Origin of the sequence: Streptomyces sp. NPDC028722 (genome assembly GCF_040637655.1) — a bacterium.
Lineage (GTDB): Bacteria > Actinomycetota > Actinomycetes > Streptomycetales > Streptomycetaceae > Streptomyces.
Genome location: NZ_JBEZWU010000011.1, coordinates 178,656 through 204,876, shown reverse-complemented (window position 1 = coordinate 204,876; position 26,221 = coordinate 178,656). Strand labels below are relative to the sequence as shown.

Annotated in this window: 28 protein-coding genes; 20 read left to right on the top strand and 8 right to left on the bottom strand. The window is 74.2% G+C overall.

The annotated features are described in order from the left end of the window. Window positions 1-11: 11 nt before the first annotated feature. The 5 genes from AB0F03_RS19605 (at window position 12) to AB0F03_RS19585 (ending at window position 3,682) form a co-directional block, all read left to right on the top strand. Window positions 12-881 (top strand): alpha/beta hydrolase, encoded by an 870-nt coding sequence (locus AB0F03_RS19605; protein ID WP_361993271.1) that lies wholly within the window; start codon window positions 12-14, stop codon window positions 879-881. Between the two features lie 187 nt (window positions 882-1,068). Further along, entirely contained in the window at window positions 1,069-1,629 is a 561-nt protein-coding gene (locus AB0F03_RS19600; protein ID WP_361993270.1) for a DUF2243 domain-containing protein, read from the top strand. Between the two features lie 53 nt (window positions 1,630-1,682). Further along, window positions 1,683-2,504 (top strand): cytochrome c oxidase assembly protein, encoded by an 822-nt coding sequence (locus AB0F03_RS19595; RefSeq protein WP_361993318.1) that lies wholly within the window; start codon window positions 1,683-1,685, stop codon window positions 2,502-2,504. Between the two features lie 62 nt (window positions 2,505-2,566). Continuing rightward, window positions 2,567-2,914: a tetratricopeptide repeat protein gene (locus AB0F03_RS19590; RefSeq protein WP_361993315.1), complete on the top strand. Its 348-nt coding sequence runs from the start codon at window positions 2,567-2,569 to the stop codon at window positions 2,912-2,914. 123 nt (window positions 2,915-3,037) lie between these two features. Beyond that, entirely contained in the window at window positions 3,038-3,682 is a 645-nt protein-coding gene (locus tag AB0F03_RS19585; RefSeq protein WP_361993267.1) for a peptide deformylase, read from the top strand. 7 nt (window positions 3,683-3,689) lie between these two features. On the opposite strand, the gene AB0F03_RS19580 is transcribed toward AB0F03_RS19585, so the two are convergent. Further along, window positions 3,690-5,120 carry an NAD(P)/FAD-dependent oxidoreductase gene (locus tag AB0F03_RS19580; protein ID WP_361993264.1) on the bottom strand — a complete coding sequence of 477 codons (1,431 nt, stop codon included), beginning with the start codon at window positions 5,118-5,120 and terminating at the stop codon, window positions 3,690-3,692. Between the two features lie 141 nt (window positions 5,121-5,261). Between AB0F03_RS19580 and AB0F03_RS19575 the strand changes: the two genes are divergently transcribed. Further along, entirely contained in the window at window positions 5,262-5,639 is a 378-nt protein-coding gene (locus AB0F03_RS19575) for a thioredoxin family protein (protein WP_361993262.1), read from the top strand. 24 nt (window positions 5,640-5,663) lie between these two features. Here AB0F03_RS19575 and AB0F03_RS19570 read toward each other — a convergent pair whose 3' ends face one another. Both AB0F03_RS19570 and AB0F03_RS19565 read right to left on the bottom strand, forming a co-directional pair. After that, window positions 5,664-6,677 carry a LacI family DNA-binding transcriptional regulator gene (locus AB0F03_RS19570; RefSeq protein WP_361993259.1) on the bottom strand — a complete coding sequence of 338 codons (1,014 nt, stop codon included), beginning with the start codon at window positions 6,675-6,677 and terminating at the stop codon, window positions 5,664-5,666. Window positions 6,678-6,815: 138 nt separating this feature from the next. Next, window positions 6,816-7,496 carry a helix-turn-helix domain-containing protein gene (locus AB0F03_RS19565; RefSeq protein ID WP_361993256.1) on the bottom strand — a complete coding sequence of 227 codons (681 nt, stop codon included), beginning with the start codon at window positions 7,494-7,496 and terminating at the stop codon, window positions 6,816-6,818. Window positions 7,497-7,596: 100 nt separating this feature from the next. On the opposite strand from AB0F03_RS19565, the gene AB0F03_RS19560 reads away from it, so the two are divergent. Together AB0F03_RS19560 and AB0F03_RS19555 are read left to right on the top strand one after the other, a co-directional pair. Beyond that, the gene (locus AB0F03_RS19560; protein ID WP_361993253.1) at window positions 7,597-8,160 is read left to right on the top strand and encodes an NAD(P)H-dependent oxidoreductase; all 564 of its coding nucleotides are present in this window, start codon (window positions 7,597-7,599) and stop codon (window positions 8,158-8,160) included. 241 nt (window positions 8,161-8,401) lie between these two features. Further along, window positions 8,402-9,367: an alpha/beta hydrolase gene (locus AB0F03_RS19555; protein WP_361993250.1), complete on the top strand. Its 966-nt coding sequence runs from the start codon at window positions 8,402-8,404 to the stop codon at window positions 9,365-9,367. A 74-nt stretch (window positions 9,368-9,441) separates the two neighbouring features. On the opposite strand, the gene AB0F03_RS19550 is transcribed toward AB0F03_RS19555, so the two are convergent. After that, window positions 9,442-11,472, bottom strand: coding sequence for a TerD family protein (locus AB0F03_RS19550; protein WP_361993247.1), 2,031 nt, complete (start codon window positions 11,470-11,472; stop codon window positions 9,442-9,444). A gap of 280 nt (window positions 11,473-11,752) precedes the next feature. Here AB0F03_RS19550 and AB0F03_RS19545 point away from each other — a divergent pair, with 280 nt between their 5' ends. From AB0F03_RS19545 to AB0F03_RS19535, 3 genes are all read left to right on the top strand, one after another. After that, window positions 11,753-13,177 (top strand): amidase, encoded by a 1,425-nt coding sequence (locus AB0F03_RS19545; RefSeq protein ID WP_361993244.1) that lies wholly within the window; start codon window positions 11,753-11,755, stop codon window positions 13,175-13,177. Window positions 13,178-13,204: 27 nt separating this feature from the next. Then, entirely contained in the window at window positions 13,205-13,423 is a 219-nt protein-coding gene (locus AB0F03_RS19540; protein ID WP_361993241.1) for a hypothetical protein, read from the top strand. 134 nt (window positions 13,424-13,557) lie between these two features. Next, window positions 13,558-15,054, top strand: coding sequence for an SPFH domain-containing protein (locus AB0F03_RS19535; RefSeq protein WP_361993239.1), 1,497 nt, complete (start codon window positions 13,558-13,560; stop codon window positions 15,052-15,054). Between the two features lie 88 nt (window positions 15,055-15,142). On the opposite strand, the gene AB0F03_RS19530 is transcribed toward AB0F03_RS19535, so the two are convergent. Both AB0F03_RS19530 and AB0F03_RS19525 read right to left on the bottom strand, forming a co-directional pair. Continuing rightward, the gene (locus tag AB0F03_RS19530; protein ID WP_361993236.1) at window positions 15,143-15,571 is read right to left on the bottom strand and encodes a hypothetical protein; all 429 of its coding nucleotides are present in this window, start codon (window positions 15,569-15,571) and stop codon (window positions 15,143-15,145) included. 106 nt (window positions 15,572-15,677) lie between these two features. Next, window positions 15,678-16,349: a helix-turn-helix domain-containing protein gene (locus AB0F03_RS19525; protein WP_361993233.1), complete on the bottom strand. Its 672-nt coding sequence runs from the start codon at window positions 16,347-16,349 to the stop codon at window positions 15,678-15,680. 116 nt (window positions 16,350-16,465) lie between these two features. Here AB0F03_RS19525 and AB0F03_RS19520 point away from each other — a divergent pair, with 116 nt between their 5' ends. The 6 genes from AB0F03_RS19520 (at window position 16,466) to egtD (ending at window position 22,352) form a co-directional block, all read left to right on the top strand. Beyond that, entirely contained in the window at window positions 16,466-16,900 is a 435-nt protein-coding gene (locus AB0F03_RS19520) for a hypothetical protein (protein ID WP_361993229.1), read from the top strand. A gap of 56 nt (window positions 16,901-16,956) precedes the next feature. After that, window positions 16,957-17,403 (top strand): type II toxin-antitoxin system PemK/MazF family toxin, encoded by a 447-nt coding sequence (locus tag AB0F03_RS19515; RefSeq protein ID WP_361993226.1) that lies wholly within the window; start codon window positions 16,957-16,959, stop codon window positions 17,401-17,403. A gap of 542 nt (window positions 17,404-17,945) precedes the next feature. Next, window positions 17,946-19,286 (top strand): ergothioneine biosynthesis glutamate--cysteine ligase EgtA, encoded by a 1,341-nt coding sequence (gene egtA / locus AB0F03_RS19510; RefSeq protein WP_361993223.1) that lies wholly within the window; start codon window positions 17,946-17,948, stop codon window positions 19,284-19,286. Further along, entirely contained in the window at window positions 19,283-20,617 is a 1,335-nt protein-coding gene (egtB, locus tag AB0F03_RS19505) for an ergothioneine biosynthesis protein EgtB (protein WP_361993220.1), read from the top strand. Before egtA ends, egtB begins: the two co-directional genes overlap by 4 nt. Continuing rightward, on the top strand, window positions 20,617-21,396 hold the full coding sequence (gene egtC, locus AB0F03_RS19500) for an ergothioneine biosynthesis protein EgtC (protein ID WP_361993217.1): 780 nt from the start codon (window positions 20,617-20,619) through the stop codon (window positions 21,394-21,396). The genes egtB and egtC overlap by 1 nt, the downstream gene beginning before the upstream one ends. Continuing rightward, window positions 21,393-22,352 carry an L-histidine N(alpha)-methyltransferase gene (gene egtD / locus AB0F03_RS19495; protein ID WP_361993214.1) on the top strand — a complete coding sequence of 320 codons (960 nt, stop codon included), beginning with the start codon at window positions 21,393-21,395 and terminating at the stop codon, window positions 22,350-22,352. The genes egtC and egtD overlap by 4 nt, the downstream gene beginning before the upstream one ends. 1 nt (window position 22,353) lies before the next feature. Here egtD and AB0F03_RS19490 read toward each other — a convergent pair whose 3' ends face one another. Next, window positions 22,354-23,610: an extracellular solute-binding protein gene (locus tag AB0F03_RS19490; protein ID WP_361993211.1), complete on the bottom strand. Its 1,257-nt coding sequence runs from the start codon at window positions 23,608-23,610 to the stop codon at window positions 22,354-22,356. A gap of 211 nt (window positions 23,611-23,821) precedes the next feature. On the opposite strand from AB0F03_RS19490, the gene AB0F03_RS19485 reads away from it, so the two are divergent. After that, entirely contained in the window at window positions 23,822-24,043 is a 222-nt protein-coding gene (locus AB0F03_RS19485) for a dodecin (protein ID WP_121785665.1), read from the top strand. A gap of 72 nt (window positions 24,044-24,115) precedes the next feature. Here the strand turns inward: AB0F03_RS19485 and AB0F03_RS19480 are convergent, their stop codons facing one another. Beyond that, a complete protein-coding gene (locus AB0F03_RS19480; RefSeq protein ID WP_361993208.1) occupies window positions 24,116-24,607 on the bottom strand; it encodes a hypothetical protein in 492 nt (163 codons plus the stop codon). A gap of 334 nt (window positions 24,608-24,941) precedes the next feature. Here AB0F03_RS19480 and AB0F03_RS19475 point away from each other — a divergent pair, with 334 nt between their 5' ends. Together AB0F03_RS19475 and AB0F03_RS19470 are read left to right on the top strand one after the other, a co-directional pair. Next, window positions 24,942-25,949, top strand: a complete 1,008-nt coding sequence (locus tag AB0F03_RS19475) for an LLM class flavin-dependent oxidoreductase (protein ID WP_361993206.1) — start codon at window positions 24,942-24,944, stop codon at window positions 25,947-25,949. A gap of 75 nt (window positions 25,950-26,024) precedes the next feature. Beyond that, the gene (locus AB0F03_RS19470) at window positions 26,025-26,219 is read left to right on the top strand and encodes an antitoxin (RefSeq protein ID WP_361993204.1); all 195 of its coding nucleotides are present in this window, start codon (window positions 26,025-26,027) and stop codon (window positions 26,217-26,219) included. The last annotated feature ends 2 nt before the right edge of the window (window positions 26,220-26,221 follow it).

Here is a 26,221-nt window from a genome sequence, read left to right as displayed (position 1 = left end):
AGGGGTGGTCCGTGTTCGAGAATTTCGAGGTCAGCACGGTACGGACGGACGGTGCGTCGGTCTTCGTACGCCACGGCGGCGAGGGTCCGCCGGTGGTGCTGCTGCACGGCCATCCGCGCACGTCCGCGACCTGGCACCGGGTCGCCCCGCTGCTGGTCCGCAGCGGTTTCACCGTGGTCTGCCCCGATCTGCGCGGCTACGGCCGCTCGCGTGGTCCGGCGCCCACGGCGGACCACGTTGGGTACTCCAAGCGGGCCGTCGCCGGTGACGTGGTGGAGGTGCTGCGCGCGCTCGGCCACGACCGGTTCGCGGTCGCCGGGCACGACCGCGGGGGCGCCGTGGCGCTGCGGCTGACCCTCGACCACCCCGACGCCGTCTCCCGGGTGGCGCTGCTGGACTGCCTCCCGATCAGCGAGCACCTGTCGCCGCTGACGACCGAGTTCGCCACGCAGTGGTGGCACTGGTTCTTCTTCGCCCAGCCGGACATCCCGGAGCGGGTCATCAACGCCGATCCGGACAGCTGGTACCGCGGCGACCCGCGGGTCATGGGGCGGGAGAACCACGACGAGTGGCGGGAGGCCACCAGGAACCCCGAGGTGGTGCGGGCGATGCTGGAGGACTACCGGGCCGGGCTGACCGTCGACCTGCGGCACGAGGAGGCCGACCGGGCCGCCGGGAACCTGATCCGGTGCCCGGCGCTGGTGCTGTGGTCGCTCAGGGACGATCTGGAGGACCTCCACGGGGACCCCTTGCGGATCTGGCGTCGGTGGGCGAAGGACGTGCGCGGCCACGGCATCGACTCCGGGCACCACGTGGCCGAACAGGCGCCCGAGGAGCTCGCGTCCGCGCTGGGCGACTTCTTCGCCGGGCGGACGGCCTGAGGGAGACGCTCCCCGGCCGGACCGGCGCGACCGCCCGGTCCGGCCGGGCCGCGCCGCCGGCCGCCCACAGATGGCCGAGCGTGCCGCAGCGGTGGAGCCCGGGAACTGGTAGCTGTCGGTAGGACAGCCGATACGGGGGAACCGGCCCCCGGGGAACGAACCCGGAAACCGACCGAGACGAGGAGCGATGGCGACCACCGTGCGCGAGAGCAGGACCGAGACCGCGCCGCCCGGCCTTCGACTGCCGGGGATCCTGCTGGGGGTGGGGCTCGGCGGATTCGTCGACGGCATCCTGCTGCACCAGCTGCTGCAATGGCACCACATGCTCACCAGCACCGACCACGATCACATAGGTGTCAAGTACTACGATCCGCACACCGTCTCCGGGCTGCGGATGAACACCGTGTGGGACGGCGTCTTCCACACCGTGTGCTGGCTCGCCGTCCTCAGCGGCCTCTCGGTCCTGTACGCCCGGGTGACCACCGGACGGCGCCAGGTGTGGGCCTCACGGGTGCTGTGGGGCTGGATCCTGGCCGGCTGGGGGCTGTTCAACCTGGTCGAGGGCCTCCTGGATCACCAGATCCTGGGCATCCACCACGTGCACGGCGGGCCGTACCAGGTCTGGTGGGACATCGGCTTCCTGGCCCTCGGCGCGCTGCTGCTGGCCGGCGGCCTGCTTCTGCGACGCGGTGCACGGCCCGTCGACCCGGCGGCCTCCCGCGCGGGCCGAGAGGACCGCACCGTCTGATGGACCACGGCACCCTCCCTCCGCACCCCGGGATGCTCCAGCCGCATCCCGGCATGAGTCACCCGCACCACCACGAGGGCGGCGGCCCGCTGGAGACCGTACTGCCCGCGCTGGCCCTGCTGGTGTGCGCGGGCGGATATCTGCTGCTGGTGCGCCGGGCACGCCGCCGCAACCCGGTGCGGGGCTGGAACCCCTGGCGCACCGCCGCCTTCGGCACCGGCCTGGTGCTGCTGGCGGCGGCGCTGCTGCCGCCCGTCGCCGGCCTCGCCCACCGTGACTTCCGCGGTCACATGACCCAGCACATGCTCATCGGCATGTACGCGCCGCTCGCCCTGGTGCTCGGCGCGCCGGTCACGCTCCTGCTGCGCGCCCTGCCCGCAGCGCGTGCCCGGCGTCTCACCGCGTTCCTGCACAGCGGCCCGGCCCGCCTGCTCGCCCATCCGGCGGCCGGTCTGCTGCTGTCCACGGGCAGCCTCGTGGTCCTGTACTTCACCCCGCTCTACGGCACCGCCACGGCCCACCCGGCCGGGCACTGGCTGCTGCACGCCCACTTCCTGGCCTCGGGCTGCCTGTTCGCGTACGCCGTCGCCGGCCCCGACCCGGCTCCGGCCCGCCCCGGTGTGCGCACCCGGCTGGTGTACCTGGGGTGCGCCATCGCGGTGCACGCGGTCGTCGCACAGCTGATGTACGGCGGTTTCTGGGTGGACATCCACGCCCCCGTCCCGCAGGTCCAGGGCGGCGCGATGATCATGTACTACGGCGGTGACATCGCCGAACTCCTGCTGGCGGCGGCCCTCGTCGCCACCTGGCGCCCCGAACGCCACGTGCTGCCGCGGCCTCGGTCGGGCCACCCGGCCGAAGTAGTGGAATATTAAACAACTGCACTCCGTTATGGCCGCGTCAAGGACGGACGAGGAGGCCCGGAGTGGAGACGCAAGTGGAGACCACGTACTACGACCACGGCACCGCCGCCGACCGGTGGGAGCGCGCGCGGCTGTTCTTCGCCGCCAGGGACTACGCGGGTGCGGCGCGGGTGCTGGCCGGGCTGGTCGAGGAGGCGCCGGAGCAGACCGGGCCCCGGCTGCTGCTGGCCCGCGCCTACTACCACTCGGCGCAGCTGCGGCGCGCCGAGGCGGAGTTGCGGACCGTCGTGGAGCAAGAGCCGGTGGAGCACTACGCCCGGCTGATGCTGGGCCGCACCCTCCAGCGGCAGGGCCGGCACGAGGAGGCCGGCCGGCACCTGCGGATCGCCTCGGCGCTCGCGGGAGACTTCCCGGAGCGCTGAGGCGAGCGGACCCGGCCGGCCGGGGGCGAGGCCCGGCTGCCGGGTCCGGCAGGAGCGGGGTCCCCCGGCCGGCCGGTGACCCGCGCCACGGGGAGCGGTGCCCGGGCATGGCATCCTGACGCGATGGCACCTCCCCGTGAACACGCACCGCTCGCCGAGCGGGTCGAGGAACTCCTCGCCGCCGGCGGCCCCCTGCCCCTCGTCGCGGCCGGACGGCCGGTGCTGCGGCGCGGCACCGAGCCGTACGACGGCCAGCTCGGCCCCGCCCTGCTGGCCCGGTTCATCGAGGCCCTGCGCGTCACCATGCGCGCGGCGCCCGGCGTGGGACTGGCCGCGCCGCAGGTCGGCGTACCGCTGCGGATCGCGGTGATCGAGGATCCGGCGCCGGTGCCGCGGGAGGTAGCCGTGGTCCGGGGCCGGGTCCCGCAGCCGTTCCGGGTCCTGGTCAACCCGGTGTACGAGCCGGCCGGCAGCGCCCGGGCCGCGTTCTTCGAGGGCTGCCTGAGCGTGCCGGGCTGGCAGGCGGTGGTGGCCCGGCACGCGGAGGTCCGGCTGCGCGGCGAGGACGAGCGGGGCCGCGCCCTGGACGAGGTGTTCACCGGCTGGCCCGCCCGGATCGTCCAGCACGAGACGGACCACCTCGACGGCACGCTGTACCTGGACCGCGCCGAGATCCGGTCCCTGTCGACCGACGAGGCGGTAGCGGCCCTGTGGGCGCAGCCGTCCCCGGAGGCGGCCGCCGAGGCCCTCGGCTTCCGCCTCCCGTAGCCGGCGCTCAGTTGTCCCGGTACGCCTCCAGCAGCCGCAGCCACACCTCGCTCAGGGTCGGGTAGGACGGCACCGCGTGCCACAGCCGGCTGAGCGGGACGCGGCCGGCGACCGCGACGGTGGCCGAGTGGATGAGTTCGCCGACGCCGGGGCCGACGAAGGTGACGCCGCGCAGGATCTCGTCCTCCAGGTCCACGACCATGCGGGCGCGGCCCTTGTAGCCGTCGCCGTACAGGCCCGCCCCGGCGACGGAGGAGAACTCGACGTCGACGGCGCGGACGCGGTGGCCGGCCTGTTCCGCCTCGGCGAGGGAGAGGCCGACCGCGGCGGCCTCGGGGTCGGTGAAGACGACCTGGGGTACGGCGTCGTGGTCGGCGGTGGCCGCGTGCGCCCCCCAGGGCTCGTCCAGCACGGGGCTGCCTGCGGCGCGGGCGGCGATGGCGGCGCCGGCGGCACGGGCCTGGTACTTGCCCTGGTGGGTGAGGAGGGCGCGGTGGTTGACGTCACCGACCGCGTACAGCCAGTCGGTGCCGGTGACCCGCAGACTGTCGTCGACGTCCAGCCAGGAGCCGGGCCTCAGGCCGATGCTGTCCAGGCCGAGGTCGTCGGTCTGCGGGAGGCGGCCGGTGGCGAAGAGGATCTCGTCGGCCTCGACGCGGTCGCCCGCGGAGGTGACGGCCACGACGGTGCCGTTCTCGCGGGTGACGGACTCGACGGAGGTGCCGGTGCGGATGTCGGTGCCCGCCTCGGCGAGCGCGTCGGCGACCAGCTCGCCGGCGAACGGCTCCATCCGGTTCAACAGGCCCTTGCCGCGGACCAGCAGGGTGACCCGGGAGCCGAGGGCCTGCCAGGCGGTGGCCATCTCGGTGGCGACGACACCGCCGCCGACGACGATCAGCCGGCCGGGAGCCGCCTTCGCGCTGGTGGCCTCGCGGCTCGTCCACGGCCTGACCTCGGCCAGTCCCGGCAGGTCGGGCAGCTGGGCGCGGGTGCCGGTGCAGACGGCCACGGCGTGCCGGGCGGTGAGGGTGGTGACCGTGCCGTCGGGTCCGGTGACGGCGACGGTACGGGGCCCGGCCAGCCGGCCGTGGCCGCGGTAGAGGTCGGCGCCCGTGCCCTCCAGCCAGGCGACCTGGCCGTCGTCCTTCCAGTGGGAGGCGTACTCGTCCCGGTGGGCCAGCACGGCCGGTGTGTCGAGCGGGCCCCTCACGGCCTGGCGGAGCCCGGCCAGGCGGCGGGCGTCGGCGTAGGCGATGACCGGCCTGAGCAGGGCTTTGCTGGGCATGCAGGCCCAGTACGAGCACTCGCCGCCGAGCAGTTCGCTCTCCACGACCGCGGTGGTGAGGCCGGCCGCGCGGGTGCGGTCGGCGACGTTCTCGCCGACCGGGCCGCCGCCGAGCACCACGACGTCGTAGGCGATGGATTCCGTTTCCGTCATGAGCTCAGTCTGGTGGGTGGTGTGCGCCGTGGCCACAGGGGTACGCGCGCGGAACACAGGCGTGCGCGCGTGGAATAGGCGGACCGGCGGCCGTGTTTCCGCCGTCGGCACACCCCTACACCAGGAAGAGGGAATCACGCCATGAGCAGCACCGTGGAGCTGACCAAGGAGAACTTCGACCAGACGATGAGCGAGAACGCGTTCGTTCTCATCGACTTCTGGGCGCCCTGGTGCCCCCCGTGCCGGCAGTTCGCCCCCGTCTACGAGAAGGCGGCGGCGGAGAATCCCGATCTGGTGTTCGGCAAGGTGGACACGGAGGCGCAGCCCGAGCTGGCCGCGGCCTTCGAGATCCAGTCGATCCCGACGCTGATGATCGTCCGCGACCAGGTGGCGGTCTTCTCCCAGCCGGGCGCCCTGCCCGCGCCGGTCCTCACGGACCTCATCGGCCAGGCCCGCGGCCTCGACATGGACGAGGTCCGCAAGAGCATCGCCGCCCAGCAGGGCGAGACGCAGAAGTAACCCGTACGGGGCCTCGGTTCCGGGTCAGCTCGACTCGCGCCGCACCACCGAGGCCCCCAGCACGGGGTGCACCTCGGGCTCGCGGCCGGGATCGCGTACGGCTCGGTCGACCAGGCCGGCGAGGTCGCGGCCCGAGGGCAGCTCGATGTGGACCGTGCTGAGCCGCGGTCGCAGCAGCCGGCCCAGCATCAGGTCGTCGGCGCCGATCACGGCGACGTCCTCGGGGATGCGTACGCCCTCGTCCTGCAAGGCGCGCATCAGCAGCATCGCGTACTCGTCGTTGTAGGCGAACACCGCGTCCAGGCCCGACCCGGGCCAGCGGACGGCGAGTTCGGCGGCGGCCTCCTCGGTGTGGGCGAGCGGCAGCTCGGTCACGGTCGCGTCCGTGCCGCGCAGTGCCTCGCGGACGCCGGCGAGCCGGGGACGCGAGTACGCCTCCAGCCCGGATTCCGCCGGTACGACCACACCGATCCGGCGCCGGCCACGGGCGTACAGGTGGGTCGCGGCGCAGCGGCCGACGGCGTCGTGATCCATCAGCAGGGCGTGGGCGCCGTCGACGCGCACGGGGCCGAGGGTGACGACGGCCCGGGCTCCGGACCGTTTGAGGACGGCGACACCCTGCGGGCCGAGGCCGGTGCCGGGCACCAGGACGGCGACCGGCCGCAGTTCCGCCCAGGCGCGGGCGGCTTCGTCGCCCTCCAGCCCGACGCTGCCGTACTGCACGACGGTGTAGTCCAGACGGCCGAGCGCCCACTGGAGCTCGCTGAGGAACGCGCTGTAGAGGGGCCCGGCCGGGACGGCAGGGGCGGGCATGAGGACCATGCGGCTGTGCCCGGCGCGCAGACTGCGGGCGGCGGCGTGCGGCACGTACCCCAGTTCGTGGGCGGCCTCACGCACGCGCCGGCGCGTCGGCTCGCTGATGCGTACCGCGCCGGTGTCGTTGAGGACGTAGGAGACGGTCGCGCGGGAGACGCCCGCCAGGCGGGCCACGTCGGCACTCGTGGGCGTGTTCGGTATCTGCACCATGACAGACCGCATCCTGGCAGAGCCCCGGGCACCGGGAGCAGCCGGGGCAAGGTGGTTCACCGTTGCACAGAACCGGCACCGGTACGCCGACGGGCGGAGTCGCCGCCGCGCGCCGCGCACCGGGCGCGCACCGACGTCCGCCGCGACGGCCTAGCGATACGGGCCGGTGCGGGTCACCCGGGCGACCAGGTCGGTCCAGCCGCTCTCGAGGCGTTCCATGGGCATGCCGCACTGCCGGGTCAGGTGGTGGATCAGGGCCGGGTCCAGTGAGGCCATCAAGGTCTGGGCGAGCAGGTCGCAGTCGCCGTCCGGCACGATCTGGCGGAGCAGCATCGCGACGTGGACACGCAGCGCCTCGACCGCGGGGTGGGCGAACCGGCGGGCCGGCTCGGCTTGGGCGGCGAGTTGCAGGTCCAACTGCTCGGCCGAGCGGTAGAGCACCGCCACGCCGAACGCCCGCAGCCGCTCCAGGGGCGGCGCGCCGGGCCCGAGCGGCGGGGGGCCGCCCACGAAGTCGGCCTGTAGCTGCCGGGCGGAGTGGTCGAGCAGGGCCATGAGCAGTCCGGTGCGGTCGCCGAAGCGCCGGAAGACGGTGCCCTTGCCGACCTGGGCCGCGGCGGCGACCGCCTCCATCGTGACCCCGGCGACCCCGTGCTCCGCGATCAGCCGGGCCGCGGCCTCCAGCAGCCGGGCCCGGTTGCGGGCGGCGTCGGCCCGCAGGCACGGCTCGTCGGGGCCGGCACCGACCTCCAGCAACCTGGGTTCGCCGAGGGGCTCCTGAGGGTTCGGGAAAGGCGGCAGCGCGCGGGACATGAAGACAGCGTAAAGCATCGGGAAGAAAACTGGACCGCGGTCCGCTTAGGGTGATAGAAACGTAAACGGACCTCGGTCCGGATTCGTGACAGCAATGTTTCAGCCCCTTGGAGTTCTCATGTCCGTCCGCATCCTCGCGCTCGTCGGCAGCCTGCGCGCCGGTTCGCACAACCGCCAGCTCGCCGAGGCGGCCGTCAAGCTCGCGCCCGAGGGCGCGGAGGTCGAACTGTTCGAGGGTCTGGCCGACGTCCCCTTCTACAACGAGGACATCGACGTCGAGGGCGACGTGCCGGCCGCCGCCGCGAAGCTCCGCGAGGCCGCCCAGGCCGCCGACGCCTTCCTGTTCTTCTCCCCCGAGTACAACGGCACCATCCCGGCCGTCCTGAAGAACGCCATCGACTGGCTGTCCCGCCCCTACGGCGCCGGCGCCTTCGGCGGCAAGCCCGTCGCCGTGATCGGCACCGCCTTCGGCCAGTACGGCGGCGTGTGGGCGCAGGACGACACCCGCAAGGCCGTGGGCATCGCAGGCGGCAAGGTGATCGAGGACATCAAGCTCTCCATCCCGGGCTCCGTGACCCGCTTCGCCGCGACCCACCCGTCCGACGACGCCGAGGTCGCCGCCCAGCTGACCGAGGTCGTCGCCCGTCTGCACAGCAACGTGGGCGAGGCCGCCGCGGCCTGACCGTGCGACCCGCGAAAGGGCCGGAGCCCGCCACGGCTCCGGCCCTTCGCCGTCCCCGGGCGGCACGGTGAGGTGCCTGTGACGCAGGTGACCCGGCCCCGGCGGGGTAGGCGGGTCGTGACCGCGTCCGCCGGCCGGGTTCCGGCACCGCCGCTCCAGGGGGTGCCGGGGGCCGCCGTACGACCGGTCACGCGGCCGCACCGGACCGCCGGCCGCCGGACGTCTCACGGGAGGAAGAGGCATGCCCCTGGTTCCGCCGCCGTTCGACCCGGAACTCGCCGCCGTACTGGAGCGGTACCGGGACGTGCTGTCGCCCGGTTTCACCCTGGACGACCTCGACGGCGCCCGGCGGAGCGCGGCCGTCGAGCTGGTCGACCCCACCCTGGACGGCGCCTTCGAGACGGAGGACCGTACGGCGCCCGGCCCCGCCGGCGCCCCCGACGTCTCCCTCCTCGTGTGCCGTCCCGCGTCCGCCGCCGCCACGGCGGCCCTGCCGGTGATCTACCACGTGCACGGCGGCGGCCTGGTGGCCGGCTCCAACCGGGCCGGCGTGACCGAAGCCCTGGCGTGGGCCGACGAACTGGGCGCGGTGGTCGTGTCGGTGGAGTACCGGCTCGCGCCCGAACACCCGCACCCCGCGCCGGTCGAGGACGTGTACGCCGGGCTGCTGTGGACCGCGCGGCACGCGAAGGAGATCGGCGGCGACCCGGACCGGATCGTCGTCGCGGGCGCCAGCGCGGGCGGCGGCCTGACCGCGGCGCTCGCCCTGCTCACCCGGGACCGCCGGGGCCCGCGCCCGCTCGGCCAGCTGCTGATGGGCCCGATGCTGGACGACCGCAACGACAGCGGGTCCAGCCGGCAGATGGCCGGGCTGGGCGTCTGGGACCGTACCGCCAACGACACCGCCTGGACGGCACTGCTGGGCGACCGGTGCGGCGGCCCGGACGTCTCCCCGTACGCCGCCCCGGCCCGCGCCACCGACCTCTCCGGCCTCCCCCCGGCCTTTCTCGACGTGGGCTCGGCGGAGACCTTCCGGGACGAGGTGGTCGCCTACGCGTCCCGGATCTGGCAGGCCGGCGGCGAGGCCGAACTCCACGTCTGGCCGGGCGGCTGCCACGGCTTCGACGCCCTGGCCCCCGAGGCGGCCCTGTCCCGGGCGGCCCGCACGGCCCGGATCGGCTGGCTGCGGCGCCTGCTGGCGGACTGAGCCGACGACCGCGCCTCCGGACGGCCCGCAGCCTGTCCGGCCGACGACCCCGGGGCTGCTCGCGGGACCGGCACTCAGCCGGACACCAGCGCCTCCCTCCCGGCCACCCGGCGCGCCGGCGCGTGGTCGAGGTGCACCACCACGGTGCTGAGGAAGTGCTGCACGGCCTGGTCGACGCTGCGGATGAAGCCGGTCTCGGCGCTGCCCCGGCCACTGCCCATGCCCTTGAACAGGGAGAGGCGGAAGCCGGTGATCCGGGCACCGTCGGCCCGGGGCAGCAGGTCCGCCGGCTCGGGGCGCAGCCGCTCCAGCGTGCCCCGCGGGCCTACGGCGTCACCGTCGACCAGAGTCTCCACGTGCAGATCGGCGGGCGCCTCCGCCAGCCGCCGGACGAGCCGCTTCACCCAGGTGAGGGGATAGCCCTGCTCGGGCGCGGGGAGGTCCGTGGAGACGCGGAGCTTCCCGGTGCGCAGGTCCGCGCCCACCGAGAGCACACCGGGCGCCCCGTCGATGCGGAGTTCCGCCTGGAGCCGGCCCTCCAGGCAGAGCCGGTCGGCCTGCGCCTGCCGTCGTTCGCGGGGATCGCCGCCGCGCCTGCCCCGCTGCACCGGGAGCACCTTGCGACCGAGTTCGCCTCCGAGCCCCAGGGACACCTGGCGGATGAGCCGCTCCCAGCTCTCCACGACCTCCAGTGTCCTCGGGTCGCCGTGGCACAGGGTCTCGTCGTCGATGCCGTTGCGGACCGGGACCCAGGCGGGGCCCATGTTCTGGAATCCGTGGCAGCCGGAGTTCTCGTGCTGGAGGTAGTGCAGCAGTTCCTGGAGCAGCCAGGCGTGCGCGGCGTTGCCGACGCCCTCGTGGCGGATCAGTACCTGCGCCTGGTAGGCGACCTCCGCCCAGGACAGGTGCCACAGCCCGACCTTGTGCTTGCGCCGGCCGTCGACCTTGACGTCGACCAGCGGGCTCCCCTCCAGGGCGACGTCGTTCGACAGGGTGATCACGGCCTCGTAGCCCCGGCGCGCGGCGATGTCCATGTACGCCTGCACCTGGTCGCTCTTGAGCGCGTTGCCGTTGGTCTTCGTCTCGACGAGGGCGGTCCACAGTTTGCCCGCCCGCTCGACACGGACGACGCCGTCCGGACGCCGCGGTGTGTCCCCGTGCGGCAGGGAGACCTCCGCGAACGTCTCCATGCGGCCCGCCGGCGCGCCGAACGCCGCCATGAGCCTTCTGCCGAACTCCGGCACCTGGGCCATCACCGACAGCAGGACGGAGGTGGCCCGGGTCTCCCGGTCCCGGTCGCTCTTGAGCACGGAGACGGGGAACAGCCTGGCCCGGCGCCAGGACTCGTTCCCGGCGAGCGACGGTGCTGCCGCCCGGGGCAGCGTGATCTTCTTCTTGGCCGTACGGGGCCGTGCCGTCGCCCTGGGCGCCCGGGTCACCTCCTCGGACCGGCGCGGCGAGGGAACGGCGGCGAGCGCCGTCGTGCCGTCCGGGGTGCCTGCGCCCATGTCCGCCGCCGGGCCCTCCCCGTCGGCCGGGCCCTCGTCCAGGATGTGCTCCGGCGCCGCGTCGTCGTCTATGTCGACCCCGAAGTCCGTCGCCAGGGCGGCCAGCCCCTCGGCGTACCCCTGCCCGACGGCACGGAACTTCCACACGCCCTCACGGCGGTACAGTTCGCCGAAGATCAGCGCGCTCACCGATGCCACGTCGTCGACCGCGAACCGGAGCAGTCCCTCACCGGTCCCGTCGGACAACGTGAGCGTCACGTCCTCCAGTTCACCGAAGGACGCGCCTTCGTACCGGCTGGCGGCCACCACCATCCGGTGGACGTCGTCGGGCACCGCCGTCAGGTCGAACCCGATCCGGTCCTCGTCGCCCTGCTCCGCGGCGACCTTGCCCAGCAGCTGCACGCTTCCGTCCGCGGCGACGGGGTTGTTGTAGAAGTAGAAGTCGGCATCGCTGCGGACTCGGCCGTCCGGGCCCAGCAGCAGGACCGACACGTCCGCGTCGCCCTCGCCGCTCGGGCTCGCCCAGCGGAGGCTGACGATCACCGATGCGACATGCTCACTCAGAGTCGGCAGTGTCGCGTTCGAACCCTTCGTCATCTCACGCACGATCAATCCCCCCAGACTGCTGCGGCTACGCGTGGACATGGGCCACCACCAGCCCGTCCGCCGCTGCTGTGACGTGGCCCACAGCGGAAACTGTACCGTTCAAGCATCCCCGGGGCGGCCCCCGAACCCGAATCCCGGTCCGCCCGGGTGGCGGGCGTGGGCCGGGGGGCTTGTGTGGCGCGACTTCCGGGCGCAATCGGTACACCGGCCGCCGTTTCGACGTTACCGTGCGGTAGACATCGTGCCCGGAGCCTCCCGGAGGTGCTCCCCCATGACGCCCGACCGTGCCGCGGGTCTCGCGGACACCCGACGCGCCCTCGCCGACGGGGAGGTGTCCTCCCGCACGCTGGTGGAGCGGACCCTGGCCAGGATCGAGGCCACGCAGCCGTCGCTGAACGCCTTCCGGATCGTGCGCGCCGAGGCCGCCCTCGCCGAGGCGGACGCCGCCGACCGCGAGCTGGCGGCCGGAGCGCGGCGCCCGCTGCTCGGCGTGCCGGTGGCGGTGAAGGACGACATGGACGTGGCCGGCGAACCGACCGCGTTCGGCTGCCGGGGCGACTTCCCGCCGGCGGCGGCGGACGGAGAGGCGGTACGTCGGCTGCGCGCGGCCGGCGCGGTGATCGTCGGCAAGACCAACACATGTGAGCTGGGGCAGTGGCCGTTCACCGAGGGCCCGGCGTTCGGTGACACCCGCAACCCGTGGCACACCGGGCACACGCCCGGCGGGTCCTCCGGCGGTTCCGCCGCCGCGGTGGCCGCGGGGCTCGTCCCGGCCGCGCTCGGCTCCGACGGCGCGGGCTCGGTCCGGATCCCGGCCTCCTGGACCCACCTCATCGGCATCAAGCCGCAGCGCGGCCGTATCTCGACCTGGCCGCGCGGCGACTCCTTCCACGGCATCACGGTCCACGGCACCCTCGCCCGCACGGTCGCCGACGCGGCCCTGCTGCTGGACGCGGCGAGCGGCAACCACGAACGGGACCCGCACCGGCCGCCCCCACTGACCGTGGCGGACGCGGTCGGCCGGGACCCCGGCCGGCTGCGCGTCGCCCTCTCCCTGAAGCCGCCGTTCACCACCGTACCGGCCCGGCTGCACCCGCAGATCCGCGCCCGGGTCGTGGAACTGGCCGGGAAGCTCGCCGACTTGGGACACGAGGTCGAGGAGGCAGATCCGCCGTACGGGCAGATCGGGCTGACCTTCCTGCCGCGGGCCACCGCCGGGATCGCCGAGCGGGTCCGCGAGGCCCCCGACCCCGCACTGCTCGACCCGCGCACCCGGGGCACGGCCCGGCTCGGGCGGCTGCTCGCCGGGGCGCCGCTGCGGGTGGCCCGGCGCGCCGAGGCGGTGCTGCACCGGCGGATCGGCGCGTTCTTCCGGTCGTACGACGTGATTCTCGCGCCGACGACGGCCTCTCCCCCGCCCGCGATCGGCGCCCTGGCCGGGCTCGGCGGGCTGGCCACCGACCGCGCGATGATCGCCGCCTGCCCCTACGCGTGGCCGTGGAACGTGCTGGGCTGGCCGGGCGTGAACGTGCCCGCCGGCTTCGCGGGGCCCGGGCTGCCGGTGGGTGCGCAGCTGCTCGGCCCGGCGCACAGCGAGCCCCTTCTGGTGTCGCTGGCCGCCCGGTTGGAGGCGGAGCTGCGCTGGCACGAGCGGTGGCCGCCACCACGGGCGGACGCGGACCGGCCGGCCCTGTGACGGCGTTCGCGCCGTACGCTGAGGGCCATGGGCGACGCGTCGATGGTCGGGCTGATGGGTCGGGTGACGGGGACGGTCGGGCCCGGTCTGGTCGGCGAGGTGATCGTGCGGGTGCGCGGCGGCGCGGAGCACTTCCTCGCCCATCCGGCCGACGGCACGGGCCGGCTCACGCCGGGCACGGTGGTGATGGTGGTGGAGTACCTGCCGCCGAGAACCGTCTACGTCACGGCCGCGTACGGCGGTTGAGCCTGCTCAGCCCCCGGCCGGGACATTCGGCGTCAAGATGGTGACAAGGTTCCGCCGGTGCCTTCTCCGGGGCCCCGGGGCGGGCGCACACTCCCTTCGACCGGTGCCGGACGGGCACCATGCGAAGGGGGCGTATGCCGATGATGGTCGGCGTCGTTGCGGGGGCGGTCGTGGCTGCCGTCCTCGTCCTGATCGGTCTGTTCAAGATGATGTGGCGGGTCGCCGAGCCCAACGAGGCACTCGTCATCTCCGGTTCGACACACCGCACCGAGGGGCTCGAGGCGGGCATGGGATTCCGCATCGTCACCGGGCGCGGCACGATGGTGGTGCCCGGGGTGCAGGCGGTGCGCAAGCTCTCGCTGGACCTGAACGAGACCGAGCTGCACGTGGACTGCGTGACCCATCAGGGCATCCCGCTGAAGGTGCGGGGCGTGGTCATCTTCAAGGTGGGCGACGACTTCGTGTCGATCGCGAACGCGGCCCGCCGCTTCCTGGACCAGCAGAAGCTGATGGCGGAGCGGGTGCACAACGTCTTCGCCGGCCATCTGCGCTCCATCGTGGGCGGGTTGACGGTCGAGGACATGATCCGTGACCGCGAGAAGCTGACCGGGCAGACCCGGGCGGCCTGCGGTACGGAGATGGAGAAGCTGGGCCTGATCGTGGACTCGTTGCAGATCCACGAGATCGAGGACCCGACCGGGTACATCCAGAACCTGGCGATGCCGCACGCGGCGGCCGTCCAGCGGGACGCGCGCATCGCGCAGGCCGAGGCGAACCGGCTCGCCACCGAGGCCGAGCAGCAGTCGCTGGCGCGGATGGCGGAGGCCACCCGTGACAGCGAGATCCTCCAGGCCGGCTACCAGGCCGAGCGGGACAAGGCGGCGGCGAAGGCCCAGCAGGCCGGCCCGCTCGCCGCGGCGGCGTCCCGGCAGGAGGTCGTCGTCCAGGAGACGCGGGTCGCCGAACTGGAGGCGCACCGGCGGGAGCAGCAGCTCCAGGCGGACGTCCGCAAGCCGGCGGACGCCACGGCGTACGAGAAGCGGACCCTGGCCGAGGCCGACCGGGACGCGCGTATCTCGGCGGCGCAGGCCAAGGCGAAGGAGACCGAGCTGGCGGCGGCCGCCGAGGCGACCCGGGTGAAGGCCGCCGCGGCGGCCGAGGCCGAGTCGGTCAAGACCCGGGGTGCGGCGAGCGCCGCCACCACCCGGGCCACCGGTGAGGCGGAGGCCGCCGCCGCGCAGGCGAAGGGCCTGGCGGACGCCGAGGCGATCCGGGCCCAGGGACTGGCGGAGGCGGAGGCCATCAAGGCCCGGGCGGCTGCCCTCGCGGAGAACCAGGAGGCGGTCGTCGCCCAGCAACTCGCCGAGAGGTGGCCGGAGATCGTCCAGGCGGGCGCGTCCGCGTTCGGCAACGTGGACAACATGGTGCTGCTCAACGGCGCGGAGGGCATGGGCGAGTTGTTCGCCAAGGCCCTCACCATGGGCGGCACGGGCCTGGGTCTCGCCCGCAGGCTGCTCGCCTCGACGGGCGACAACGGGCAGCCGGAGAACGGGGTTTCCCCCGCGCACAACGGCGTGGTGACGCCGGCCTCGCACAAGGTGCAGAAGGTGCCCGTGGAGCAGGAGGGCTGAGACGGCGGTGGTCCGTGCGGCCGGGTCCCTCACCGGGCGCCCGGCCCCGGGGCCCCGCGGGGCGCCACCAGGGGCCCCGGCCGCGGGATCACACCGTGAGCAGGGCGACGCCCAGGACCACCAGGGTCACGGCCTTCAGGACCTCCAGGGCCACGTACCACAAGTGGCTGCGCGAGCGGGGCAGTTCCTCCCCGGCGAGGACCCGGTCGGACCTGCGGTTCAGGCGGGGCCGGACGGCGGCCACCTGGGCGAGGAGCAGCAGCGCAGCCGCCACGGCCGGCACGAGGACCTCGGTGGGAGCGTCCCCCACGGCGACCGGGGCGAGGACGGCGACCGCGAGGACCGCCTCGACGGCGTTCAGCGCGCGGAACACCAGCCGGCCGATGCCCAGGCCGACGGGGATCGTCACCCCCGGGGCGCGGAACTTCAGCGGCGCCTCCAGGAAGGAGATCGCCAGCACCATCCCGAGCCAGACGAAGGTGACCGCGCTCGCGGTGGCGGCGGACGTGGCGTTCATCGGTGTGGGGCCTTTCTCCGCCGGGGCCGGCAGGTGCGGACGGGTGAGCGGACGGGTGAGCGGTCGGATCTCGCGGAGGCCCGCCGGCAGGATGAGGACGGTCGGTTCAGACCGGGGATGCCGGGGCCAGGTGGGCCACGCAGGACTCCGGTTCGGCGAACGGCTCCAGCGCGGTGGCCGTCAGCGGCGCGCCCAGCTCCGCCAACGCGCCCTGCATCAGACCCAGATGCAGCGGACACACCAAGTCGCTGCGTTCCTCGGCGAGTTCGAGGAAGGGGCAGTGCCGCAGGCGGATCCGCCGGGGCGGCAGGTCCGGCTCGCCGCCCCCTTCCGGCTGCGGCGCGAAGCCCAGGCCGTCCAGCAGGGCGAGCAGCCGGGTCACCGGACGCCCGGGGGCCGGCGGCTCGTGCGGGGGCGGTGGGTCCACCAGGGAGCGGCCCCAGACGCGGCCCGTCTCCAACGCCTCCGCCCGCGCCTGCGCCGGGTCGGCGGCGGCCCACCGGCTGAGCAGCATGCGGGCGAGGAGCCGGTAGTCGCGCGGGCCGCCACGGTCCATGCCGGGGCGTGCGGTGTGCACGGTGCGGGGCCGGCCGGGCCCGACGGATGCCTCCGTACGCCGTTCGACCAGGCCGTCGGCCACCAGAGCGTCGAGGTGGAAGCGGACGGTGTTGGGGTGCAGGCCCATCCGCTCGGCCGTCTCCGCGACGCCGAGCGGTGAGGGAGCGGCGCGCAGTACGTCCAGTACCTCCCGGCGCCGTGGGCTCTCCCGCGTGGTCACGCCCGGACACCTCTTCCTGCCTGCCGCCCCTTTTTCACGAACCCTACATGGATTAATTGTAGGCTGGGCGGGGCCCCCAGCGGGCAGACGAGAACGCGAGAGCCGAGGGGAACCCCATGACGTCGCCGTCCGCGATGGACACCGCGTCGGCCGGCCGCACGCCGGCGGACCCGCGTGTCCTGTGCGACACGCGTGCGCTGGCCGAGGCACCGCCGGTGCCGGCCGGCGCGCTGTGGAAGCTGGCCGAGAGCGGACGCCAGCTCGACGCGAACGTGGTCCGGCTCGCCCCGGACGGGCGGATCACCGTCCACACCGAGGCACAGCTGGACGTGCTGCTCCTGGTCGTCGCCGGCGACGGCGTCCTCGGCAGAGGCCCGTCGGCCGAGGAGGAGTCGCTCACCGAGGGCGCCCTGGTCTGGCTGCCGCACGGCGCCTCGCGCGGCATCGCCGCGGGTGCGGACGGCCTGACGTATCTGACCGTGCACCGCCGGCGCCCCGGCATGTGGATCGGCGGCGCACCCGCTCCGGGCACGGACCCCGCACCGGAGTGACGCGGCAGGCGACGGGCGCCCCTCGCCTCCCGGGAGCGGACCACTAGGGTGCCCGCGTGAGTACCTCCACCGAAGAGAACATCCCCGGCCGGCAAGGCCCCCACGCCACCACCGAGGCCGACCCGCGCGAGGTCGGCCGGGTGCGCACCGAGTACTCCCCGGCCCACGACGGCGACCCGGACCCCGGGGAGATCGTGTGGACCTGGGTGCCGTTCGAGGAGAACGACGGCCGGGGCAAGGACCGCCCGGTGCTGGTCGTGGCCCGGGAGACGGCGGGCACCCTCCTCGCCGTACGGCTGTCCAGCAAGCGGCACGACGGTGACCGGGAGTGGGTGCCGATCGGCGACGGGCCGTGGGACCGGTCGGGCCGGGACTCGTGGGTGGCCGTGGACCGTGTGCTGCGGCTGCACGAGGAGGGCATGCGCCGGGAGGCGTGCGCGCTGGACCGGATGCGGTTCGACCTGGTCCGGCGACGGCTGCACGAGCGCTACGGCTGGACCTGATCGTCCCGCTCCCCGGCGACGGGGTGACGGTCGGCAGCGAGCCCGCGCGGCGGCGTCGCGGAGGTCCGGACCGCGGGCGGGCAGGTGCGCGGCGCGCAAGCCCCACCGGTCGCCTGTCCCGGGGCCTGTAGGCCATCGGGGCACGCCCGGCCGGACGCCGGGCCGAGACGCAGTGCGGGCAGCGGCCGGCGCGGCGCTCGGCCCGGCCCGGACCTGCGCATCCTTACGCGGCCTGCGCGGCGAGCCCGCGCAGGCCGCGCCCCCGGCGCCACCCCCGTGGGTGCCGCGACCGCCGCCTGCGGGGTCTCCCCCGTCGTGCTCACGGACGCATCCTGGGTGATGCTGGTGAGCGGTGCAACGGAGTTTCCCGCCCGGGGAGCGCTCCGTCGGCCGCGGCAGGAAACGGAAGTGACCGATCCGGAACGTCCTGCCGGGCGCCCTTGTGCGAATCGGCTCAAGGGTCTTGGGTGGAACGAGTACCGGCCCCGCCCCCAGGGCAGACCGAGGCCGGTGACATGGTGGAATCTCAGGAGGATCCCGACATGTCCGAATCGAAGAACGACGGTGGTGACTGTACGGAGCACCGTACCGCCGTCACCGAAGCCGAGGTGGAGGCCCTGGTCAAGGGCATCTGCTTCAAGACCGGACCGCCCCGCACGCTCGGGGTCGAGCTGGAGTGGCTCGTCCACGAGCGGGGGCGACCACAGCTCCCCGTCACATCCGAACGGCTCGAAGCTGCCTACGCCGCCCTGCGGGCCGTACCCCTGGGCTCGGCGCTCACCGTCGAACCCGGCGGCCAGCTGGAACTCAGTTCGCCGCCCGCCGCCTCCCTGATGGAGTGCATCGACACCGTCGCCGCCGACCTGGACGCCGTCCGGGCCGTGCTGGCCGAGGACGGTCTCGCTCTCGCCGGCATCGGCCACGACCCGTGGCACCCACCCCGCAGGTTCCTGCGGGAGCCGCGCTACGACGCGATGGAGGCGTGCCTGGACCGCAGCGGTCCGGCCGGCCGGCACATGATGTGCACCTCGGCCTCCGTCCAGGTCTGCGTGGACGCCGGCCACGAGGAGCCCGGCCCGCTGGGATACATCCGGCGCTGGTGGCTGGCGCACCAGCTGGGCCCGGTGCTGGTCGCCGCGTTCGCCAACTCCCCGCTGGCCGGGCAGCGGCCCACGGGCTGGATGTCCACCCGGCAGCTGTGGTGGACGGAGATCGGTCCCGGCCGGGCCGGCGCTCCCCCGCTGGACGCCGAGCCCCGGGCCGCCTGGGCCCGGCACGTGCTGGACTCCCCGGTGATGTGCGTCCGCCGGGACGGCGGTCCGTGGGAGGTGCCCGAGGGGCTGACCTTCCGGGAGTGGACCCGCTCGCCCCGGCCGCCCACCCGGGCGGACCTCGACTACCACCTGACGACGCTGTTCCCGCCGGTCCGGCCGCGTGGCCACCTGGAACTGCGGATGATCGACGCGCAGCCCGGCGAGCACGGCTGGATGGTGCCGCTCGCGGTGACGGCGGCGCTGTTCGACGATCCGCAGGCCGCCGAGACCGCCTACCGGACCGTGAAGCCGTTCACCGAGCGGACCCTGAACCGGCCGGCCCCGCACAACCCGCTGTGGGTCGACGCCGCCCGGCGGGGGCTCGCCGACCCGGAACTGCGCGACGCCGCCGCCGTCTGTTTCGAGGCGGCCCTGGAGGCGCTGCCCCGGCTCGGGGCGACCACCCGGGTCACCGAGGCCGTGGCCGCGTACCGGGACCGCCATGTCGCCCGTGGCCGCTGCCCGGCCGACGACCTGCTGGACCGGCTGCCCGCCGGGCCGCCCCGGTCCGGGCCCGGACCGGCCGGAGGCACGCCCACCGCGCACGGGAGGAAGGACATCCGCGCATGACCGCCCCGGAGACCGACATGACCACCGAGACGGACAGCGAGGCCCTGCGGCAGCGGGCGCTGGCCTCCCTCACCACCGCCCGTGACCGCACGACCCTGCTGACGACGTGCGTCGACGAGCCGGACCTCACCGCCCAGCACTCCCCGCTGATGTCGCCCCTGGTGTGGGATCTGGCGCACATCGGCAACCAGGAGGAGCTGTGGCTGCTGCGGGCGGTCGGCGGCCGGGAGGCGATGCGGCCCGACATCGACACCCTGTACGACGCCTTCGAGCATCCGCGCGCGGAACGCCCCTCGCTGCCGCTGCTGCCGCCCGCCGAGGCCCGCCGGTACGCGGCCGATGTACGCGGCCGGGCGCTGGACCTGCTGGCGGGGGCGGACTTCGACGGCTCCCGGCTGACCGAGGCCGGTTTCGCCTTCGGGATGGTCGCCCAGCACGAACAGCAGCACGACGAGACGATGCTGATCACCCATCAGCTCCGGCGGGGACCGCGGGCCCTGACCGCCCCGGACCCGGAGCCGGCCCCGCCGTTCACCGGTCCGGCCGAAGTCCTGGTGCCCGGCGGCCCGTTCACCATGGGCACCTCCACCGAACCCTGGGCGCTCGACAACGAACGCCCGGCGCATCCGCGTCAGGTGGCGCCGTTCTGGATCGACACGACACCGGTGACCAACGCGGCGTACCGGGCGTTCGTCGAGGACGGCGGCTACGACACCGAACGCTGGTGGTCGCCGGAGGGCTGGGCGCACATCAGGGCGCACGGCATCACCGCCCCGCTGTTCTGGCGGCGGGACGGCGGCCAGTGGCTGCGGCGCCGGTTCGGGGTCACGGAGGTGGTCCCGCCGGACGAGCCGGTGCTGCACGTGTGCTGGTACGAGGCCGACGCCTACGCCCGCTGGGCCGGGCGACGGCTGCCCACCGAGACGGAGTGGGAGAAGGCCGCCCGCTTCGACCCGGCCACGGGCCGCTCGATGCGCTACCCGTGGGGCGACGCCGACCCCGCGCCCGAACACGCCAACCTCGGCCAGCGCCACCTCGGCCCCGCCCCCACAGGCAGCTACCCGGCCGGTGAGTCACCGCTCGGGGTACGGCAGTTGATCGGGGACGTGTGGGAGTGGACGGCGAGCGACTTCCTGCCGTACCCGGGCTTCCGGGCCTTCCCCTACGAGGAGTACTCCAAGGTGTTCTTCGGCTCCGGCCAGAAGGTGCTGCGCGGCGGTTCGTTCGCCGTGGACCCGGTGGCCTGCCGGGGCACCTTCCGCAACTGGGACCACCCCGTCCGGCGGCAGATCTTCTCCGGATTCCGCACCGCGCGCTCGGAAACCGTCTGATGTGCCGCCATCTCGCCTACCTGGGAACCGAGGAGCCGCTGGGCCGGGTACTGGCCGAGCCCGCGCACAGCCTGCTGCGCCAGTCCTGGGCACCGCGACGGCAGCGGTACGGCACGGTGAACGCCGACGGGTTCGGAGTGGGCTGGTACGCCCCCGGGGACCCCGTGCCGGCGCGCTACCGGCGGGCCGGGCCCATCTGGGCGGACCTGTCCTTCGCCGATCTGGCGCGGGTGGTGCGCTCCGGCGCCGTGCTCGCGGCCGTCCGGGACGCGACCCTCGCCGGCGCGGACGCAGAAGCCGCGGCGGCGCCGTTCGCGGCCGGGCGGTGGCTGTTCAGCCACAACGGCGCCATCGCCGGCTGGCCGGACGCGGCGGCGCCGCTGGTGTCCGCGCTGCCCCCGGTCGACCTGCTGTCCCTCCAGGCCCGTACCGACTCGGCGTTCGTGTGGGCGCTGGTGCTGCACCGGCTGCGGACCGGCGACGAACCCGCCCGGGCCCTCGGCGAGACCGTCCGCGCCCTCGCCGAGGCGGCCCCCGCCTCCCGCTTGAACCTCCTGCTCACGGACGGCGCCACGATCGCCGCCACCACCTGGGGCGACTCGCTCTGGTACCGCACGGAGCCCGGCCTGAGCACGGTCGTCGCGTCCGAACCGTACGACGACGACCCGCTCTGGCAGGAGGTTCCCGACCGGACCGTACTCACCGCGAGCCGTGCCGGCGTGCTGCTCGCCCCGCTGGAGGATCCGGCGTCCGTATCACCGAAGGAGCCCTGCCGTTGAGTCCCCTGCACATCACCCGCACCCTCCCCGAGGACACGACGGGCGCCGCGCTGCGCGCCGACGTGCTGCACGGTCTCACCTCCACCCCCAAGCGGCTGCCGCCCAAATGGTTCTACGACGCCCGTGGCAGCGAGCTGTTCGAGCAGATCACCGAACTGCCCGAGTACTACCCCACCCGTGCCGAGCGGGAGATCCTCGCGGCCCGGTCGGCTGAGATCGCCGCCGCGAGCGGTGCCCGTACGCTGATCGAGCTGGGTTCTGGCTCCTCGGAGAAGACCCGCTATCTGATCGAGGCGCTGCCCCTGTCGGCGTACGTCCCGGTGGACGTCAGCGAGAGCGCCCTCAGCCAGGCGGGGCAGGCCCTCGTCGAGGAGCGCCCGGACCTCGACGTGCACGCGCTGATCGCCGACTTCACCGCCCCGCTCGCGCTGCCGGCCACGCCCGGGCCCCGCCTGGTGGCCTTCCTGGGCGGCACGGTCGGCAACCTGTTGCCGGCCGAACGCGCCGCCTTCCTGGCCTCCGTGCGGGCCCTGCTCGCCCCGGGTGACGGGCTGCTGCTCGGCACCGACCTGGTCAAGGACGAGCGGGTGCTGGTCCGGGCGTACGACGACGCGGCCGGGGTGACGGCCGCGTTCAACAAGAACGTGCTGGCCGTCATCGACCGGGAGCTGGGCGCCGACTTCGATCCGGACGCCTTCGACCACGTGGCCCTGTGGGACCCCGAGCGGCAGTGGATCGAGATGCGGCTGCGCTCCCGTACCGCGCAGACGGTGAAGGTCCCCGCGCTGGGCCTCGTCGTGGACTTCGCGGCGGGTGAGGAACTGCGCACGGAGGTGTCGGCGAAGTTCGAGAAGGAGGGGGTGGCGGCCGAACTGGCCGCCGCTGGGCTGGAGCTGACCCACTGGTGGACGGACGAGCCGGGCCGGTTCGCGCTGTCGCTGAGCGTGGCGCGGTGAGTCAGCCGAGGTCCGGGGCGAGTTTCCCGGTGATCGCGCGGGAGGCCTTGCGGGCCTGTGTCGCCGGGTCGGCCCCGTTCAGCACCCGGGTCATGTACTCCTTGATCGGGTTGTCGGCCTCGACGTCGGCCCACTGAGGGGTGTTCGGGGTCGCCCGGCCGTGCGCCGCGCCCGCGGCCATGGCGGCGACCCCGTCCTCGTCGGCGACCGCGCCGGCCAGCGAGGTCTTGTTGGGCACGTAGTTCATGGTGCGGGCGAGTTCGGTGTCCCACTTGGCGCCGGTGAGCGCCCCGACGACGGTGGTGGCGGCGAACTGGTCATCGGTGTTCTGCGGGACGACGAGGTCGGAGCCGCCGGTGAAGACGGTGCCGGGCCGGCCGGCGGTCCTCCCGGGCACCGGGAAGTAGCCGAGCTTGCCCTTCAGGTCCGGGTTCTGCCGCACGATGGACTGGGCGAGGCCGGGTACGGCGATGATCTGCGCGACCTTGCCTCCGGCGAACACCCCTGCCTGGGGCGGGTGTTCCTCGTCGGCGTCCACGGGGCCCGCGCCCAGTGCCTGGAGGCGCCGGTAGAAGTCCATGCCGCGCAGCGCGGCGGGCGTGTCCAGGGTGCCCTGCCACTCGTAGTCCTTCTCCCGGGCGAGTTCACCGCCCTCGTCCCAGATGAAGCCGGAGAGGGTGTACCAGTCCTGCCCGGCGAGGTAGATGCCCTGTGTACCGCCCGAGTCGAGCGTTTCGGTGTCGGCGAGCCACTCGTCGCGGGTCCTCGGCGGGCGGGTGATGCCGGCCCGCTCGAACGCGTCCTTGCGGTAGATGACGACCCGGTTGGCCGCGTACCAGGGGATGCCGTACTGCTTGTTGCCGTCCCTGCCGGGCTGGGCGAGACCGGGCAGCCACTTCTCCTTGCCCCAGTCCCGCATCGACTCCAGCGTGAGGTCCACGAGTCGGCCGTCGTCCGCGTACAGCGGCACCTGGGTGTTGCCCACCTCGATGACGTCCGGTCCGTCGTCGACACCGGGTTTCAGCGCGGCGCGGACCTTCTCCACGATGCCGGTCCACTCCTGGATGCGGATGTCCAACCGCAGGTCGCCGTGGGTGCGTTCGAAGTCCTCGGTGAACCGGTGCAGGAACTCCTTGGACGCGCTGTCCTTCATCAGCCACACCGTGACGGTCTTCCGGTCGTGGCCGCCGGGGAGCATCCCGCAGCCGCTGACGAGGGAGCCGGTGACACAGAGAAGGGCGATCAGACGACGTCTCACGGGGGGTCCTGTTCTGTCTGGCACGGTACTGCGGACAGGGGTGGGGGCCCGACGTGGGGGGACGAGCGCGGATGCTCGTACGGGTGTGCTGGATTTTGGTATGGACCAATACGGAGGTCAAGGGCTACCGGGCGGTACGCCCGCGACGCGCGTGCGGGCGGGGCGCGGATACGGCACGGTGGAGTACGCGTGAGACGAGAGGAGCACCCGCATGTCGAACCACACCTACCGGGTCACCGAGATCGTCGGCACCTCGCACGAGGGCGTCGACCAGGCCATCCGCAACGGCATCGCCCGCGCCGACCAGACGCTGCGCAACCTGGACTGGTTCGAGGTGACCCAGGTCCGCGGCCAGATCGAGAACGGCCGCATCGAGCACTACCAGGTGGGCATGAAGGTCGGCTTCCGGATCGAGGACGAGGGCGGCTCCTGAGGCTCGCCGACGCGCGCCGCGGCCCTCCCGGCGGTCCCGGCCCGGCCGGCGTCGGGTGCGGCCGTCCCGGTGTCAGGTGCGGCCGTCCCGCTCCTGCGCCTCCTCCAGTGCGGCCGACTTCGCGGCCCAGCGGGCCCGCACGACGGTGAACCCGGCGCGCTCGGCGTCGTCGCAGACCAGCTCGTCGTCGTCCACCAGGAAGCGCACCTCACGGTCCCGGGCCAGCCGGCGCAGGATGCGCAGTTTGGTGAACCGGGCGGGCCTGCGGTCGGTGTCGCTCCGCATGTGCACGTGCCCCTCGGGCAGTCCGTGGGCCGCGAGCCACTCCAGGGTGTCCCGGCGGCACCGCTCGGGACGGCCCGTGAGGTAGACGACCTCGCACGCGCGGGCGCTCTCCACGGCCAGCGCCACACCCTCGGCGAGCGGCGGGTCCTCGGGCGCGGCGGCGAAGAACGCGTCCCAGTCGCGCGGGCGGGCGGCCAGGAAGTGCTGGCGGTGAGCGGTGTCGGCGAGCGTGTTGTCGAGGTCGAACACGGCGAGCGGGCGACGGCTGCTGTCGGTCACACCGGCCACCCTAGCCAGCCGACCGTCCCCGGCAGCCCCCGGCGCCCCGGCAACCCCGGGGGGACGCGGCGACCCCGGCGGCCCCGGCAGCCTCGGCAACCCCGGGGACGCGGCGGCCCCGGCGCACCGCGCACCGTCCACCGCCGCTCGCCGTGAATCCGCGCGCGGAGACCGCTGAGCGCGCCCCTCACGCCGCCCCACCGACCGACTGCCCCCGCCGACCCCACGGTTCCGCCGTTCGGCCGTCCCGCCGACCGACTGCTCCGCCGATCCGACTGCCCCGCCGTCCCGCCGTCCCCGGGAATCCTGGGCCCACCCCGGCGTTGAACCCGGTGTGAGCAGCTCACTGATCGCCCGGACCCGGTTCTCCGTCCTCGACCGTTCCCGCACCCGCGAGGGGCACGCGCCCGCCGAGGCGCTGCGGGACACCGTCGCGCTGGCCCGGGAGGCGGAGGCCCTCGGGTTCCACCGGTTCTGGGTGTCCGAGCACCACGGCGTGCCGGGCGTCGCCGGTTCCGCGCCGACCGTGCTCGCCGCCGCGGTCGCCGCGGCGACCCGCACCATCCGGGTCGGCACCGGCGGCGTCATGCTGCCCAATCACCGGCCGCTGGTCGTCGCCGAACAGTTCGGGGTACTGGAGTCGCTGTTCCCCGGGCGGATCGACATGGGGCTGGGCCGTTCCGTGGGGTTCACGGACGGGGTGCGCCGGGCCCTGGGCCGGGACAAGGGGGACGCCGAGGACTTCGGGGCGCAGCTCGGCGAACTGCTGGACTGGTTCACGGGCGGTTCGCCCACCGGGGTGCACGCCCGCCCGGCGGAGGGACTGTCGGTGCCGCCGTTCGTGCTGGCGATGGGCGAGGGTGCCCGGATCGCGGCCCGCGCGGGCCTGCCGATGGTGATCGGGGATCTGCGCGACCGCGACAGGATGCTCCGCGGCATCGACCGGTACCGCTCCCTGTTCCGCCCCTCCCCCTGGGCGGCCGAGCCGTACGTGGTGATCTCCGGCACGGTCGCGGTCGCCGGCACCGAGGCGGAGGCGCGCCGGCTGCTGGTCCCCGAGGCCTGGTCGATGGCGTACTCCCGCACGCACGGCACCTTCCCGCCGCTCGCCCCCGCCGGGTCCGTCGAGGGCCGCCCGATGTCCGCGAGGGAACGCGACGTCTACGAGTCCGCCCTCGCCGGGCACATCGCCGGCACCGCGGAGCAGGTCGCCCACGAGCTGGAGGCGGTCCTGAAGGAGACGGACGCGCAGGAGGTGCTGGTCACCACCAGCACCTACGACCGTACGGCCCTGCTGGACTCCCACCGGCGGCTCGCCTCGCTCCTCGCCGCGCGGCGGTGAGGCGCCCGAGATGCGAACCCGGCCGGGGCCGGTGACCCTGGGAGGGCACATCCCGAACGACGAGGAGGCTTGTCAATGTCCTTCATGGACAAGATCAAGGGCATGCTCAAGGGCCATGAGGACATGGCCGGCAAGGGCATCGACAAGGGCGGCGACCAGATCGACCAGCGGACCGGGAACAAGTACCGGTCGCAGGTCGACACCGGGCAGGACAAGCTGAAGGACGAGTTCGGCACCCCACGCGACCGGGGCAACCCGCCGCAGGCCTGACC